Consider the following 13895-nt stretch of genomic DNA (forward strand, 5'->3'; position numbering starts at 1 on the left):
CATTGCTGCACATTGAGTGAAACACAGGGAGACATTCAATGAAGAACCATATCGAAACTGATGCAGGATATTTCGATAGCGCGGCGTGTGATCTGAATGCATTCACCGTGCTTATCGATCGAACTGCAAACGCATCAACCGTTCCGAACGCAGACGACATCCAAAAGAATACCCCAATTTATGACATGTCCAGATTGCGCCCATCGCTTGAGGACAAAAATCGACGCCGGACAATTATGGCCGAGTGGGCGCGTGTCCTTCAGGCGGGCGCGGGTGTTCTGGTTCTGCGCGGGGCCTACGCCGATACTGTCGTTCTTGACGAGGCCACCGCGATCTACGAGCAGATAATCGCCACTGAAAAACTGGCAAGCGGCGGCGGCGGTGACCATTTCGCGGCGTCGGGGTCAAATGACAGGATATGGAACTCCTTGCAGAAACTCTGCGAAGAATCTCCGGGTGTATTTTTGCGGTATTTCGCAAATACCTCTATCGCCGCGGTGTGCGAGGCATGGCTTGGCCCCAACTACCAAATGACAGCACAGATCAATCTGGTTCATCCCGGTGGTGCGGCCCAACAAGCACACAGAGACTATCACCTTGGCTTTCAAACGGCTGAAATCGGTGCGGAGTATCCGGCGCATGTTCATGACCTCTCGCCTGCTTTGACCTTGCAGGGGGCTGTCGCGCATTGTGACATGCCGACCGAAAGCGGCCCCACAAAGCTGTTGCCATTCTCGCAGCTCTATCGCGCGGGATATGCCGCGTGGCGACGGGACGATTTTAGGGCGCTGTTTGAAGAGCGTTGTGTTCAATTGCCGCTTGCGAAAGGGGATGCACTTTTCTTCAATCCGGCGCTCTTTCATGCGGCCGGTGCAAATTCGAGCGGTGACATTCACCGCATGGCCAACTTGTTGCAGGTGTCGTCCGCCTTCGGGCGTGCCATGGAAACGGTGGATCGCGCAAAGATGTGCAAATTGCTTTATCCCCATGCGATGGCCGCACATCAGAACGGCACATTGGGCGTTTCAGACCTAAAGGCTGCAATTTCTGCGTCTGCAGAAGGATATTCATTCCCGACCAATTTGGACCGCGATCCCCCCAAAGGTGGGCTCGCGCCTGAAACCCAGCAAGCGCTATTTGAGCGTGCTCTGGCTGAGGGTTTTGATCTTCAGAAATTTGTAGCGGTTCTGGATGAGATGCGCATAAAACAATTGGCATAGCTTCAAGCTACCAACGAAAGTGCCTGGCGACTTCGCAAGGCGAGACTTGCAAAGCGGCCGTTCGCCGCTCTGCAGCAACTCAGTCACTTCGGGCTCAAACCTGCTCTTTGCTGCGCTTTGATCGAACGTCCGGTTCTTGGTGTTCAAGTCAATTGACGACGTCATGGTCAAAGTCATTTTGCCGTCCTTCATTCGCCCCAAAGGCCCTCAGTCGATATAACTGTCTGCCCGCAACCCCGCCCGTTTTTCATGAATTGGCAGGACGCGACCATAAAGCTGCATGGTCCGCGCGACGCTGCCCACCATGCCGGGTTCTTGCACATACGAGAATATTGCGACATAGCGCGGGCGATCCCCCTTGAGCGGCGCGACGCGGTGCAAGGAATAGCGCCCGCAAAACAGTTGCAGATCGCCCGGTTCCAGATGCAACACATGCACCCTGTCCGATGTTCCGTCCAGCACGCGAGCAACTTCGGCAAAGTTTTCGTCCTGCACCCGGATGCGCGGGGCATATTCGAACGCTCCGCCTTCCTCGGCATTCTGGATCGCCAGGGTCACCGTGAAATTGTTGGTGTCAAAATGCCAGGGAAACCCGTTGCCTTCGCCGGCCATGTTCACGATCACATCTGCCAGCGGGTCGGCGTAGCGATAGAACTTTTCCTCTTGCAGACAATCCTGAATGAACCGGTCAAACCCGTCGAAATCATGCACGGTGCGCAGCGGCCCGTCAGTGGCAAAATTATCGGCCGGGATGAACGCGTTGGAACGGTCAAAGAACTGGCGGCGCGGGTCATCGGCCGGCAGGTTCGGGTCGTCCTTGGTGAAATAGGCGTTAGTCTTGCTAAAGGACTTGTGGCCTTTGTCGGCTACGCTGTCGGCTTCTTGGGTCAGGGCTGCAATACCGGCAGGGGTGAGAAACCCTTTCAAGACAGCGCAGCCATCGCGCGCAAGGTCATCGCGCACTTTCGCCAGCACTTGGGTGCGCGCGGTGCCATCTTGGTTGATTGGATAGGTTGCAAGGTTGATATAGTCTGCGCCGATATGCTGCATCTTGCTCTCCTCTTTGCAGTCCATTGAAGAATTGCAGGTGGCGCGCGTCTTGTTCGGCGGCGACACGAAAATGGCGGAAACTGCGCGCATGCCCCGCCTGTCCTTTCCTGACGCGCGGCGTTAGTGTCGCACGGACGTCCCGCAAAAGAGCATCCAAATGTCCACCGCCATCCACCTTGCCACGCCTGCTGACCTTGACACCCTGCTGACGCTTGTGGCGCGCTTTCACGAGGAAATGGGCATCGCCAGCGATGACGCAATGCGCCGTGCCGGTTTGGCCCCGCTGCTGGAAGGATCGCCCCTTGGCGCGGCCTATCTGTTCGGCCCCGCCCGCGCGCCCATCGGCTATGTGGTGGTGACATTCGGCTGGTCGCTGGAATTTGGCGGCATGGACAGCTTTGTCGATGAAATCTACATCCGCCCCTCGGTGCGCAAGCGCGGGATCGGCACCGAAACCCTGATCGCCGTTGGCAAGGCGCTGCAAGGGGCCGGTGTCACGGCGCTGCATCTCGAGTGTCAAGCGCGACGATGCCGCGACCCAGCGCTTGTATGAAAAGGCAGGATTTGCCTTGCGCGATCAATACTGCCTGATGACACGGCGGCTTTAGCACCTATATCAGCCCCATGATACATATCCCCTTTGACAACAGTTACGCCGCCCTGCCCGACCGCTTTTATGCGCGCCAACCGGCGGTGCGGGTGGCTGCGCCCGCGTTGATCAAATTCAACCATGATTTGGCCCGCGATCTTGGCATCGACAGCAGCGGTTTGACTGACGCAGAGGCCGCCGCGCTGTTTTCCGGCAATGCCACACCCGAAGGCGCGGACCCGCTGGCGCAGGCCTATGCCGGCCACCAGTTCGGCGGGTGGAGCCCGCAACTGGGCGACGGGCGCGCGCTGTTGCTGGGCGAAGTCATCGCCCCCGACGGCACCCGCCACGACATTCAGCTGAAAGGGTCTGGGCGCACCCCGTTTTCGCGCAGTGGTGACGGGCGCGCATGGCTTGGGCCGGTCTTGCGCGAATACCTGATGAGCGAGGCAATGCATGCCATCGGCGTGCCGACCACCCGCGCGCTGGCTGCCGTGCGCACGGGCGAAACCGTGCAGCGCGAAACCGCCCTTCCGGGCGCCGTGCTGACCCGCACCGCGGCCAGTCATATCCGTGTGGGCACCTTTCAATTCTTTGCCGCACGCGGCGATCGTGATGCCCTGCAAACCCTGACCGATTATACCATCGCGCGCCACTTCCCGAAGGCCGGCGGCCCTGCCGACCTGCTGGAACAGGTCATGCAGCGACAGGCCGATCTGGTGGCCAAATGGATGGGGCTGGGGTTCATCCACGGGGTGATGAATACCGACAACGTGTCCGTCACGGGTGAAACGATTGATTATGGCCCCTGCGCGATGATGGACAGCTACCATCCCGACACGGTGTTTTCGACCATCGACCAACAGGGGCGTTATGCCTACAGTAACCAGCCAAAGCTCGCCCATTGGAACATCGCGCAATTTGCCACGTCACTGGTGCCGCTGATGCCCGATCAGGCGGCGGCGATTGACCGGTTCACCGCGATCATCAACCGCTTTCCCGATCTGTTTGCGGCAGCGCAACATGCGATCTTCAGCGCCAAGCTGGGACTGGAAAACGCCGACCCGCAACTGATCGACGACCTGCTGGCGTTGATGGCGCAGGACGGTGCGGATTTCACCAACAGCTTTGCCGCCCTGCCCCGTGATGATGCGCGCGACCAGTTCATCGACCGCACTGGCTTTGATGCATGGAAATCCCGCTGGCTGGATCAAAATCCCGACACCGCGCAGATGGCCCGAACCAACCCGCAAGTCATCCCCCGCCTGCACCGGATCGAGGCGGCCATTCAGGCGGCAGTCGCCGGTGATGACGCGCCGTTCCACGCCATGCTTGCGGCCGTGACGCAGCCCTTCACGGCGAACGAAACTTTCGCCCGCCCACCGACGACAGACGAAAAAGTCGCCCGCACATTCTGCGGCACCTAGGGCTTCTTTTGTTCAAAAATACCTCCCGCCGGAGGCGCATCTCTCGGCCAGGCGCGGCGGTTATTCCAGCATCCACGTCCCTTCGGGCCAGAAGGCATGAAAGGCAAAGGCGAACATGACGTCATGGGCCAGATCGTTGCCCGCCGCGTCGCGCACCCGCACGGTGCCCACATCACGCCCCGCCGCGATCCGGTCCGTATCAAGGGCGGATGCCTGACCGGCCTGCCACGACAGGACCACGCCGTCCTCGCGCAGTTCGCCCGCATCGGCGATGCGCGTCATCGGCCAGGCCCGATCACCCACACGGATCACGCGGGCCAGTGCGGGAATGTCATGGGGCGGCAATTCGCCGGAAAACAGGAAGGGGCGGAACGAACTGTCGTATTGCACATAGGGGTTTTCGCCGTAGGGGCGGCGTGCGTTCGGGCGCGCCATCACCAGCCCGTCGGGGTTGCGGGCCACAAACTGCGCCCAGCTTTCCATCCAGCTTGGCAGGGTTTGCAGCTCGGTTCCCGTCAGATCGCCCACAATCGCTTCGCCCACGGCCTGTTGCCACCAGCTTTCGGTCTGGCGGTCATACATCACCATATCCGACATGCGCAGCTTGCCCGACACGCCAAATTCCAAGACCCCCGCATCGGTGCGCCGATCAAAGGTGATGCCGGAATTGCACAGCGGGCAGAACGTCACCGCCACAGGCACATCGCCGACCACATCATTGACGATCTCGTGCCAGATCAAATAGCGGATCGGGTAGGCGCGCGGGGTTTGCCCGTCGATTTCCAGCGTGATCACCGGTTCGCGGTCTTGCAGCGTGCTTTCATCGGCCACCGCCAGAAAAGACGGGTCCGACAGCGCGGGAATCCCGTCCTTGGGCGGGCCGCCCGACATGATTTCGGTCCAGTCGGTGATGGTCGTGGTGGTGAAATCCGTGTCGGGCCATTCGCGCTCCCAGAATTCGGGGCTGGCGCTGGCCGTGCCGGCGATCAGGGTGAGGGCAACAGCAAACATGCGCATGGGCGGTCTCCTTTGGGTCAGGATGGCCGCACCGCCGCGCCAAAGCTACCCCCCTGACAGGAACGTGACAGGGGGGTGAGCGGGGTTATTGGATCACGCGCACCGCCGACATCATGTCGGGCGCACCGATCACGGCGCCATTGGCGCCCTGCCCGCGCTTGATCGCATCGAGCACGTCCAGACCGGACACCACCTTGCCGACGATGGTATAGCCGCCATCCAGATGGGACGCAGGCGCGAACATGATAAAGAACTGGCTGTTGGCCGAATTGGGGTCTTGCGAGCGGGCCATCCCCACCGTGCCGCGTTCAAACGACAGCGCGTCCGAGGCTTCAAGCGGCAGGTCGGGACGATCAGAGCCGCCCATGCCCGCCTGACGCATATCCTGCCCCATGCGCCCGAACTGCACATCACCCGTCTGGGCCATGAACCCTTCGATCACGCGATGAAACACCACCTCGTCATAGGCCCCTTCGGCGGCAAGTGCGGTGATCTGCGCCACATGCGCTGGTGCCACATCCTCGAACAGGTCGATGACAATGGTGCCGTTTGCTGCGCCGGTCACGTCGATCTCAAGGCCGATTCCCTGCACCGCCCCTGTTGCGGGTGCCGGTGCGGTCTCGGTCTCTGGTGCGGTCTCGACCTCGGGGGCGACGATATCGGCAACCTCCGCATCTGGCACGGGTGCGTCACCACGTGGCGAGATGACAAAGAAATAGGCCGCGGCCGCAAGACCCGCCAGCAAGACCGCAAGAACCGCGCGATTAGCCATCAGCGGCAACCTTGACGCTGATCATCCGGTCGGGGTTTGCGGGCGGTTCGCCCTTGGCGATGGCGTCCACGTGTTCCATGCCGGAAACGACCTGTCCGTAAACGGTGTATTGGCCGTTCAGGAAATCGTTGTCCTTGAAGTTGATGAAAAACTGGCTGTTGGCCGAATTGGGGTTGGCCGAACGGGCCGCGCCAAGGCTGCCGCGCGCGTGGGGAATTTTGGAAAATTCAGCCGGAAGATCAGCCAGATCGGACCCGCCCGTGCCGGCGCGACCGGGATTGTAGTCTTGTTCCATGTTCGCGTGCTGCACGTCGCCCGTCTGCGCCATGAAGCCGTCAATCACCCGGTGAAAGGCCACGTTGTCATAGGCACCCGCACGGGCCAATTCCTTCATGCGTTCCACATGTTTGGGCGCCACATCGGGCAGCAGGGCAATGGTGACGGTGCCGCCAGTCAGTTCCATCAGGATGGTGTTTTCGGGGTCTTTGATCTCGGCCATTGTGGCGCTCCTAAGCTGGTAATTCGCGCGGACACTATGCGCCCGCGCGCCGATTGCCAAGCGGTGCAGTTGACGCCGCGCGCTTGGGGGTTCACTTAGGCACAAACCCGCAAAACCGGAGGCTGATATGGCGTGGAAGACCCTTGATGACATGGACCTGAACGGCAAGCGCGTGCTGGTGCGCGTGGATATCAATGTTCCCGTCGAAGATGGCCGCGTCACCGACACAACCCGCATCGACCGGATCGTGCCGACGGTGGATGACATTCAGGCGGCGGGTGGCAAGGTGATCCTGATGGCCCACTTTGGCCGCCCCAAGGGCAAGGTCGTGCCGGAAATGTCGCTGGAACATGTCGCGCAGGCCGTATCGGACGTGCTGGGCCAGCCCGTGACATTCGTGGACAGCGATTACGCCGCGGCTGTTGCCGAGATGGATGAAGACGAGGTGCTTCTGCTGGAAAACCTGCGGTTCAATCCGGGTGAGGAAAAGAACGATGCCGATTTCGCCGCCCGTCTGGCCGGTCTTGGCGATGTCTATTGCAACGATGCCTTTTCCGCCGCCCACCGCGCCCATGCCAGCACCGAAGCCTTGGCGCGTCTGCTGCCAGCCTGCGCGGGGCGGTTGATGGCCGAGGAACTGGGTGCGCTGGAAAAGGCGCTGGGAACACCTGACCGGCCTGTCGTTGCTTTGGTTGGTGGGGCCAAGGTTTCGACCAAACTGGACCTGCTGGGCAACCTTGTGACCAAGGTTGATCATCTGGTGATCGGCGGCGGCATGGCCAACACGTTTCTGGCCGCCCAAGGGATCGACGTGGGCAAATCGCTGTGCGAACACGATCTGGCCGACACGGCGCGTGACATTCTGAAAAAGGCAGACGCGGCGGGCTGTGAAATCATCCTGCCCCGCGACATCGTCGTGGCCCGTGAATTCAAGGCGGGCGCGGCCAGCGAAGTGCTGCCCCCTGACGCCTGCCCTGCCGATGCAATGATTTTGGACGCCGGTCCTGAAACGGTCGCCTATATCAGCACCGTGCTGGACAACGCGAAAACGCTGGTCTGGAACGGCCCGCTTGGCGCATTCGAAATCGAACCGTTTGATGCAGCGACCAACGCCGCCGCGCGCAAGGCCGCCGAATTGTCCAAGGCGGGAAAGCTGGTATCGGTCGCGGGGGGTGGTGACACGGTCGCGGCCCTGAATCAGGCGGGTGCGGCGGATGATTTCACCTATATCTCCACCGCGGGCGGTGCCTTCCTGGAATGGATGGAGGGCAAGACCCTGCCCGGTGTCGCCGCACTGGGGTGAATGCGCGCAGTTAGCGCAACCGAACTTGCGAGGCATTGCCCCCTCGCCTAAACCAGATGCAACGCAACCCAAGGGGATCGAACCATGCCAAACCAGAGCCAAGCCGACAAAATCCGCAGTGGTCAGGGCTTTATCGCCGCGCTGGACCAAAGTGGCGGGTCAACACCCAAGGCGCTGGGGCTTTATGGCGTGAGTGAGGACCAGTTCAGCAATGACGCGGAAATGTTCGACCTGATCCACGCCATGCGCGCGCGGATCGTCGCCTCACCTGCCTTCAACGGCGACAAGATTTTGGGCGCGATCCTTTTTGAAATGACGATGGACCGCGAATTTGGCGGCAAGCCTGCCGCGCAGGCCTTGTGGGAAGATCAAGGCGTCGTGCCATTCTTGAAGATCGACAAGGGGTTGGAGGCCGAAGCTGATGGCGTGCAGTTGATGAAACCGATGCCCGGTCTGGATGATCTGCTGACCCGCGCGCATGGCTTGGGCGTGTTTGGCACCAAGGAACGGTCAGTCATTCAGGCGGCCAACCCCAAGGGTGTCGCGGCCATTGTCGCGCAGCAGTTTGACGTGGGCGCGCAGGTGCTGGCACATGATATGGTGCCGATCCTTGAACCCGAAGTGACGATTTCGATTGCCGACAAGGCCGAAGCCGAAGACCTGCTGCTGGCCGAACTGATGCGCCATCTGGACGCGGTGCCGGACGGGCAGCAAGTGATGCTGAAGCTGACCCTGCCCGAGGTGGACAACCACTATGCGCCGCTAGTCAACCATTCCAAGGTGATGCAGGTCGTGGCCCTGTCGGGCGGCTATTCGCGCGACGAAGCCAACGCAAGACTGGCCCGCAACAAAGGCGTCATCGCCTCCTTCAGCCGCGCCCTGACCGAAGGATTGTCAGCCCAGCAAAGCGATGACGCGTTCAACGCCATGATCGCCGAAACCATCGACAGCATCTACCGCGCGTCCATCGCCGGGTAAGGTGCGCTGGGGTCAAGCGCGCTTGAGAATTGCTGCCGCGGAGGCCTGTTTTGTGGCCAGTGTTACGGTTGCCGCGCGTCAAATGCAGGCTGCTTTCAAGCGAAGTTCTGTTGAGAGGCGCGATAGCCTTTCGGTGTCAGGCCCGTTTCACGTTTGAAGGCTTTGTAGAAGGTCGAGCGCGAGTTGAAACCAACCTCCAGTGCAACGGCGAGCACCGACGCATCGCCCGCCGCGATCAGCGGCTTGGACGCCTCTATCCGCCAGCGTGCAACAAAGTCAAAGAAGGTTTCGCCGATCTCTTGATTGAGGGTTTGTGACACCTGGTTTGGCAGCGCGCCCACCTGTTGGGACAGTTTTTGCAGCGACAAGCCGGGGTCAAGATATAGCGCATTTTTTCGCATCGCTGTTTCAACTCGCTCGGCCAGCTTTGCCGCGTGATCAGCCGTGAGTGCTGAGCGCGCATATTTGAGGTCTGGCGCGTCTTCCTCGGCTGCAAGGTTCAGGTCTGGCGGCGTGGCTGGGGCAAAAATGTTCAAGACCAACAAGCCGCATGCGATCAGAACAAGAAAAAGCTCCTCGATGAACAAGGCGCCATCGGCAAAGTTTTCGTCCGCCAGCGAAAACGCCCCTGCTGCCCAGATCAATACGAGCAGGACCATGACCACATTGACCCAACGTAAATCCCGCTTTTCGACATTCGAATAAAGTTGCCGGACATGGGCGCGGTATGCCGTGAGACGGCACAGTATCGCGACAAGGTATGCGAAGGACGCGATGAACCAGACCAAGATCAGCACAAACGTCGCCAGGGCGAGGATTGCGGGCAATATCCCCGCAGGCAATTCGCCGGATATCAACATGGTCACTTTGGCCTGCTTGGGGAGAATCCAGTAACCGATGCACACCGCGCCGCCCGCCAGCGGCAATGCCAGATCACGCCACGGGACATGCGCGGGCGATGGCGCGGCAGTCTTGGCCGCGATGAAGTGATAAAAGGCCGGCGGCAGCGCCAGCAGCATGACCAGCAACAGCGGCATGTAGTTGATCAACGCACCTTGGGCAAAGGATTGGACGATCGGAAGTGCGATCATTCCGATGAACGCAATATAGACCAGCCCAAGGCTGAGCCGTTCGCGCAGGCCGCCGTGTCGCAACACAACGCCAGAGAGCCCGGTGAGGGCAATGCCAAGACATAGTCCGGCAAGAGTTCAGAACAGCAACGTTTGCCATGTTCCTTATTAAGCCGGTTTCAACCAGATCATCAACGCAGCCACTGGTCCTAAAAATGCGCAACGGTATGTCCTCGCCGTCATGCGCGGACGACAGGACATCGTGAGGCTGCGTAAAGCTTGGCCAAATCAACAAAACCGAAAGGATAGGATATGGTCACTTTGGATGTAATCGCACTTCTGGCACATGTAACGCTTGGCACTTTGGCCGTCATCGTGGGCGCCATCGCCCTTGGATCGCGCAAAGGGCGCAAGGTTCATGTGAGCGCTGGCCGCGTTTTTGTCATCAGCATGGGGGTGGCATCGGTGCTGGGTGCGATCCTTGGGGCGCTCAAATACGAAACGTTCTGGATCACATTTCACGCAGGGATCCTTGGGGCGACCCTGGTGGCCAGCGGTGTCTTGGCTGTGCGCATCCGCGCGCGTGGCGCAAAAAGATGGTTCATCGCAATCGCCGTTCTAAATGCCCTCAATGCGGCCGCGCTTTTCGCCGCAGGCTGGCACGCCACAACATTGCCGGACGCGCGTTTGTTCGGCTTTGCGGCCGGGGATTACTTTTTCCTGTTTGGCATGGCGGCGATCGCCTTTGGTGGTGATGTGCGCATGACGATCGGGACACGGATTTCAAACAGACACCGGATCGCCCAGCATCTTTTGCGGATGTGCATCGGCTTTTTCATCGCGGCAGGATCGGCCTTTACCGGACCGGGGGCGAACGCGTTTCCGCAAGCCGTGCAGGACTCGGGGTATTGTCGCTGCCCGAACTGGCAATCGTGCTTTTGATGCTGTTCTGGCTCTGGAGAACACTGCGCCAGCCGCGGGCGTTGGTTGTCAGTCACTAAACGGCGCGATTTTATCGGCGAACACGTGACACCGTCTATCCATGCGAAAAAGGGGCGGATTTCTCCGCCCCTTTCCCGCTCAACTGGACCATGACATGCGAGGGCATGCCTCCTGGGAATGCAAGCCAGGGATTAGTTGAAGTTATAAACCACCGACATGCCGAATGTGTTTTCAGCGTCCTTGAAGCTGGTATCGGTCAGGTCGTTGAACCGGGTCGCATAGGATGTGCGCAACGACAGGGTTTCGGACAAGGCAACGTTCAGCGCCAGATCGTTGGACATGGTTGTCGCGTATTCCGAATAGATGATGTCGGTGTCATTGGACACAAACACGGTGTCGCTGATGCTGTAGAATAGGTTGCTGGACACGGATGCCGCAGCTTCTGACACTTCTGCACCGCCAACGACTTCGGCAACACGGTAACCGGGACCGGCCTGAACCGACCACTGGAAATCGTTGCTGTTATACAGGCGATAGCCCACACCGGCACCCACGAACAGGTCTTGGGTGTATTCGTCAGGTGTTGTTGTCAGGCGGTCCATGGACAGATCGGCCTGACCATAGGCAAAGAACGCAGGCGACAGGTCGCGGCGGTAGTCGATACCGGCCAGCAATGTGTTTTCGGTTGTGACGCCATTTTCTTCGCCAAAGGCGTAGGCCAGGTTGGTGTCAAAGCCGTTGACGCCGTCATACCAGCCATAGCGCATGCCCACACCCACGTCCGAGGATGTGTCGCCGTCATTGGATGTTGAGGTTAGGCGCAGGGCGACCGACCCATAGGTGCCCACAGCGCGGCCTTCGTTGCCGAAACGGCCGATGTCGCGCTCGGAATCTTCGGCAATCTGCTCTTCCAGATCGTCGATGGCGCCTTCGGCGGCACCTGCGTTGTCAAATGTCGTTGTCTGGGCCACAGCCGCAGAGGCAACGAATGCGCTGATCACGGCAGCGGTAAAGATATTCAGTTTCATAGGGTCTTCCTTTCCCAAAGAAGGTGTGACCCGCACTCTTTATGAGACGGGAGCATCTCTGCTGAGGGAGAGATAGGCGCGCCCTATGCATTAGTGAAATTCAAAATAATTGTGGTTTGCGCGAGTATTGCTTATTGAAGATGATCGTCGCCCAGAACCTCGACGATATGGTCCTCGCTGATGTCGCGCAGTGCATCGATCACGGACGCGCCTGCGGCCTCGGCCCCTTTGGCGATGGTCAAGAGGGTGGCGCGCGCGGCCTGCTTGATCGCGGGATCAAGGTCTTCGCGCCAAACCGCCCAGACCGGATAGGGAAAGCGCGGGGCGTCCGGCACAAGGAACATCCGCCCGCTATCAAGGTGCACCTTGACGTAACGCGCAGGCAAATAGGCCGCCGCACGCCGGTTCAGCACGTATTCGCCCGCCAGCGCCCCCAATGCAAACGTCAGGCCGGGGTTGGTAAGGTCGGGAAGTTCCTTGGCATGGGCCACCACAAACTCCGACCCCCAATCAATGAAAACATAGTCGTCATAAATCGTTTCCACCGCGGCATCGGGAAATGTTGCCACCATCACCAGTTCTTCGGCCAATATCTGTTCGGCCAGCAATCCCGGTCGCAGTTGCGGCATGTAAAGCAGCCCCGCCTGCATCACCCCTTCCATCAAAAAGCGTGTCAGACGGTCAGGCATCCCCAGTTCGGCGCGCACATTCAGGTCAGGCAACCGTGCCTGCAACGCATCGACCCAACGAAACCCCAGGCGCGGCCAAAGCGAATACTGCGCACCGATCGTCAGGCTGCGGGTATAGCCTTCGGGAATGGCGACCTGCTGGCGGGCTTCCTCCCAGACGCGGATCATCGACAGGGCGTATTTTTCAAACTCGCGCCCCGCGCTGGTCAGTTCCGCCCCTGCCCGTGAGCGTGTGAACAGCGGCTTGCCCAGTGAATCCTCAAGCCGCTGAATGCGCAACGACACGGCCGACTGCGTGACATATAGCCGGTCCGCCGAAGCCACGAACGACCCGGATGCGGCCACTTCAAGGAACGTCTTGAGCAGTGTGATATCCATGGGGCCCCCGAAACTTTTACATATTTATGAACGAGAGGGATTCACAAAGCGAATCAGATGTGCGAATCTGTGTCCAGTTACCCGTCAGAGGTGACAGTGAGGCAGACAAATGACCAGACGCACGCGCCCTGCCATGGGTGTTCTTCTATTCTTTGCCGGTATGGTGATGCTGGCGTTTTATTTCACCTTTGCCGCCGTGCAGGGGGATTATGGTGTGTTCAAGCGCGCCGAAATCGACGCCGAGGCGCGTGTCCTGCGTGATGAACTGGCGCTGTTGCAGGCCGATGTCGCGCGGCTGGAAAACCTCACCCGTCGCCTGTCTGACACTTACCTTGATCTGGACCTGCTGGACCAGCAGGCCCGCGATATGTTGGGAATGATCCGCGCCGATGAGATTGTTATTCGTTAAACGCTGCGTGAAACTGCAGATCACCCTTGGGTGGGTCGGCAAAACCCGCGATTTGCACGTGCTTTGACGGCATCCCCTGATAGGTGACGTCCCCGTCCTGCACAAATCCCAACCGCCCATAAAACGCCGGATCACCTGTGAGCGCCACGCCACCGCGCCCATAGGCCCCTGCCACCGCAAGCGCGTGATTGACCAATGCCGAGCCAATGCCGCGGCCCTGCATGTCGGGATGCACGGACACGGGGCCAAGGCCGAGGCATTTCGTATCGCCAATCCGCGCAGGTGACAGGGCGACATGGCCGATGATGGTTTTTCCCTGCACCGCGACCAGTGACAGCACCAGCGCCCCCGCACTGCGCAGCTTGGCGGGCAGGTCCGCCTCGTTCCCGTCGGCATAAGGCTTGCCCGCAAAGGCTGCCGCCGTCACTTGGGCAATCGCGGGTTCGTCACCTTCAGCTTCCTGTCGGATTTTCCATTTCATCCCCCCACTAAACACCTGCCATGCAGCCAGTGCAACGCGGGTT

At 60.0% G+C, this 13895-nt stretch carries 15 protein-coding genes; 7 read left to right on the plus strand and 8 right to left on the minus strand.

What is annotated here, in order from left to right:
• Positions 1–38 precede the first annotated feature (38 nt).
• Complete coding sequence (locus tag SJY21_RS03600) at positions 39–1220, plus strand: phytanoyl-CoA dioxygenase family protein (RefSeq protein ID WP_377506303.1); 1182 nt, start codon at positions 39–41, stop codon at positions 1218–1220.
• A gap of 207 nt (positions 1221–1427) precedes the next feature.
• Here SJY21_RS03600 and SJY21_RS03605 read toward each other — a convergent pair whose 3' ends face one another.
• Positions 1428–2270, minus strand: coding sequence for a hypothetical protein (locus SJY21_RS03605; RefSeq protein WP_377506306.1), 843 nt, complete (start codon positions 2268–2270; stop codon positions 1428–1430).
• A gap of 157 nt (positions 2271–2427) precedes the next feature.
• On the opposite strand from SJY21_RS03605, the gene SJY21_RS03610 reads away from it, so the two are divergent.
• Complete coding sequence (locus tag SJY21_RS03610; protein WP_377506309.1) at positions 2428–2823, plus strand: GNAT family N-acetyltransferase; 396 nt, start codon at positions 2428–2430, stop codon at positions 2821–2823.
• Between the two features lie 71 nt (positions 2824–2894).
• On the plus strand, positions 2895–4286 hold the full coding sequence (locus tag SJY21_RS03615; RefSeq protein WP_377506312.1) for a YdiU family protein: 1392 nt from the start codon (positions 2895–2897) through the stop codon (positions 4284–4286).
• 60 nt (positions 4287–4346) lie between these two features.
• Here SJY21_RS03615 and SJY21_RS03620 read toward each other — a convergent pair whose 3' ends face one another.
• From SJY21_RS03620 to SJY21_RS03630, 3 genes are all read right to left on the minus strand, one after another.
• Entirely contained in the window at positions 4347–5303 is a 957-nt protein-coding gene (locus SJY21_RS03620) for a DUF3179 domain-containing protein (protein ID WP_377506315.1), read from the minus strand.
• 85 nt (positions 5304–5388) lie between these two features.
• Positions 5389–6075, minus strand: coding sequence for a peptidylprolyl isomerase (locus tag SJY21_RS03625; RefSeq protein WP_377506318.1), 687 nt, complete (start codon positions 6073–6075; stop codon positions 5389–5391).
• Positions 6068–6574, minus strand: coding sequence for a peptidylprolyl isomerase (locus SJY21_RS03630; RefSeq protein WP_377506321.1), 507 nt, complete (start codon positions 6572–6574; stop codon positions 6068–6070). The genes SJY21_RS03625 and SJY21_RS03630 overlap by 8 nt, the downstream gene beginning before the upstream one ends.
• A 127-nt stretch (positions 6575–6701) precedes the next feature.
• Here SJY21_RS03630 and SJY21_RS03635 point away from each other — a divergent pair, with 127 nt between their 5' ends.
• Positions 6702–7877: a phosphoglycerate kinase gene (locus SJY21_RS03635; RefSeq protein ID WP_377506324.1), complete on the plus strand. Its 1176-nt coding sequence runs from the start codon at positions 6702–6704 to the stop codon at positions 7875–7877.
• Positions 7878–7961: 84 nt separating this feature from the next.
• Positions 7962–8855 (plus strand): fructose bisphosphate aldolase, encoded by an 894-nt coding sequence (locus SJY21_RS03640; protein WP_377506327.1) that lies wholly within the window; start codon positions 7962–7964, stop codon positions 8853–8855.
• A 95-nt stretch (positions 8856–8950) separates the two neighbouring features.
• Here the strand turns inward: SJY21_RS03640 and SJY21_RS03645 are convergent, their stop codons facing one another.
• The gene (locus SJY21_RS03645; RefSeq protein WP_377506330.1) at positions 8951–9904 is read right to left on the minus strand and encodes a helix-turn-helix domain-containing protein; all 954 of its coding nucleotides are present in this window, start codon (positions 9902–9904) and stop codon (positions 8951–8953) included.
• Positions 9905–10237: 333 nt separating this feature from the next.
• Between SJY21_RS03645 and SJY21_RS03650 the strand changes: the two genes are divergently transcribed.
• Positions 10238–10867, plus strand: coding sequence for a hypothetical protein (locus SJY21_RS03650; protein ID WP_377506333.1), 630 nt, complete (start codon positions 10238–10240; stop codon positions 10865–10867).
• 191 nt (positions 10868–11058) lie between these two features.
• Here SJY21_RS03650 and SJY21_RS03655 read toward each other — a convergent pair whose 3' ends face one another.
• Both SJY21_RS03655 and SJY21_RS03660 read right to left on the minus strand, forming a co-directional pair.
• Positions 11059–11895, minus strand: coding sequence for a YdiY family protein (locus SJY21_RS03655; RefSeq protein WP_377506336.1), 837 nt, complete (start codon positions 11893–11895; stop codon positions 11059–11061).
• 131 nt (positions 11896–12026) lie between these two features.
• The gene (locus SJY21_RS03660) at positions 12027–12962 is read right to left on the minus strand and encodes a LysR family transcriptional regulator (protein WP_377506339.1); all 936 of its coding nucleotides are present in this window, start codon (positions 12960–12962) and stop codon (positions 12027–12029) included.
• A 109-nt stretch (positions 12963–13071) separates the two neighbouring features.
• Between SJY21_RS03660 and SJY21_RS03665 the strand changes: the two genes are divergently transcribed.
• Positions 13072–13371, plus strand: coding sequence for a septum formation initiator family protein (locus SJY21_RS03665; RefSeq protein ID WP_377506342.1), 300 nt, complete (start codon positions 13072–13074; stop codon positions 13369–13371).
• On the opposite strand, the gene SJY21_RS03670 is transcribed toward SJY21_RS03665, so the two are convergent.
• Positions 13361–13852 (minus strand): GNAT family N-acetyltransferase, encoded by a 492-nt coding sequence (locus SJY21_RS03670; protein ID WP_377506345.1) that lies wholly within the window; start codon positions 13850–13852, stop codon positions 13361–13363. The genes SJY21_RS03665 and SJY21_RS03670 overlap by 11 nt on opposite strands.
• Positions 13853–13895: the final 43 nt, after the last annotated feature.

Source organism: Octadecabacter sp. R77987 (assembly GCF_042466115.1).
Classification (GTDB): domain Bacteria; phylum Pseudomonadota; class Alphaproteobacteria; order Rhodobacterales; family Rhodobacteraceae; genus SW4.

Excerpts from the sequence above, each read along its gene's own strand:
- SJY21_RS03600 (WP_377506303.1), top strand. The coding sequence starts at position 39 with ATGAAGAACCATATCGAAACTGATGCAGGATATTTCGATAGCGCGGCG.
- SJY21_RS03605 (WP_377506306.1), bottom strand. The coding sequence starts at position 2,270 with ATGCAGCATATCGGCGCAGACTATATCAACCTTGCAACCTATCCAATC.
- SJY21_RS03610 (WP_377506309.1), top strand. The coding sequence starts at position 2,428 with ATGTCCACCGCCATCCACCTTGCCACGCCTGCTGACCTTGACACCCTG.
- SJY21_RS03615 (WP_377506312.1), top strand. The coding sequence starts at position 2,895 with ATGATACATATCCCCTTTGACAACAGTTACGCCGCCCTGCCCGACCGC.
- SJY21_RS03620 (WP_377506315.1), bottom strand. The coding sequence starts at position 5,303 with ATGCGCATGTTTGCTGTTGCCCTCACCCTGATCGCCGGCACGGCCAGC.
- SJY21_RS03625 (WP_377506318.1), bottom strand. The coding sequence starts at position 6,075 with ATGGCTAATCGCGCGGTTCTTGCGGTCTTGCTGGCGGGTCTTGCGGCC.
- SJY21_RS03630 (WP_377506321.1), bottom strand. The coding sequence starts at position 6,574 with ATGGCCGAGATCAAAGACCCCGAAAACACCATCCTGATGGAACTGACT.
- SJY21_RS03635 (WP_377506324.1), top strand. The coding sequence starts at position 6,702 with ATGGCGTGGAAGACCCTTGATGACATGGACCTGAACGGCAAGCGCGTG.
- SJY21_RS03640 (WP_377506327.1), top strand. The coding sequence starts at position 7,962 with ATGCCAAACCAGAGCCAAGCCGACAAAATCCGCAGTGGTCAGGGCTTT.
- SJY21_RS03650 (WP_377506333.1), top strand. The coding sequence starts at position 10,238 with ATGGTCACTTTGGATGTAATCGCACTTCTGGCACATGTAACGCTTGGC.
- SJY21_RS03655 (WP_377506336.1), bottom strand. The coding sequence starts at position 11,895 with ATGAAACTGAATATCTTTACCGCTGCCGTGATCAGCGCATTCGTTGCC.
- SJY21_RS03660 (WP_377506339.1), bottom strand. The coding sequence starts at position 12,962 with ATGGATATCACACTGCTCAAGACGTTCCTTGAAGTGGCCGCATCCGGG.
- SJY21_RS03665 (WP_377506342.1), top strand. The coding sequence starts at position 13,072 with ATGACCAGACGCACGCGCCCTGCCATGGGTGTTCTTCTATTCTTTGCC.
- SJY21_RS03670 (WP_377506345.1), bottom strand. The coding sequence starts at position 13,852 with ATGAAATGGAAAATCCGACAGGAAGCTGAAGGTGACGAACCCGCGATT.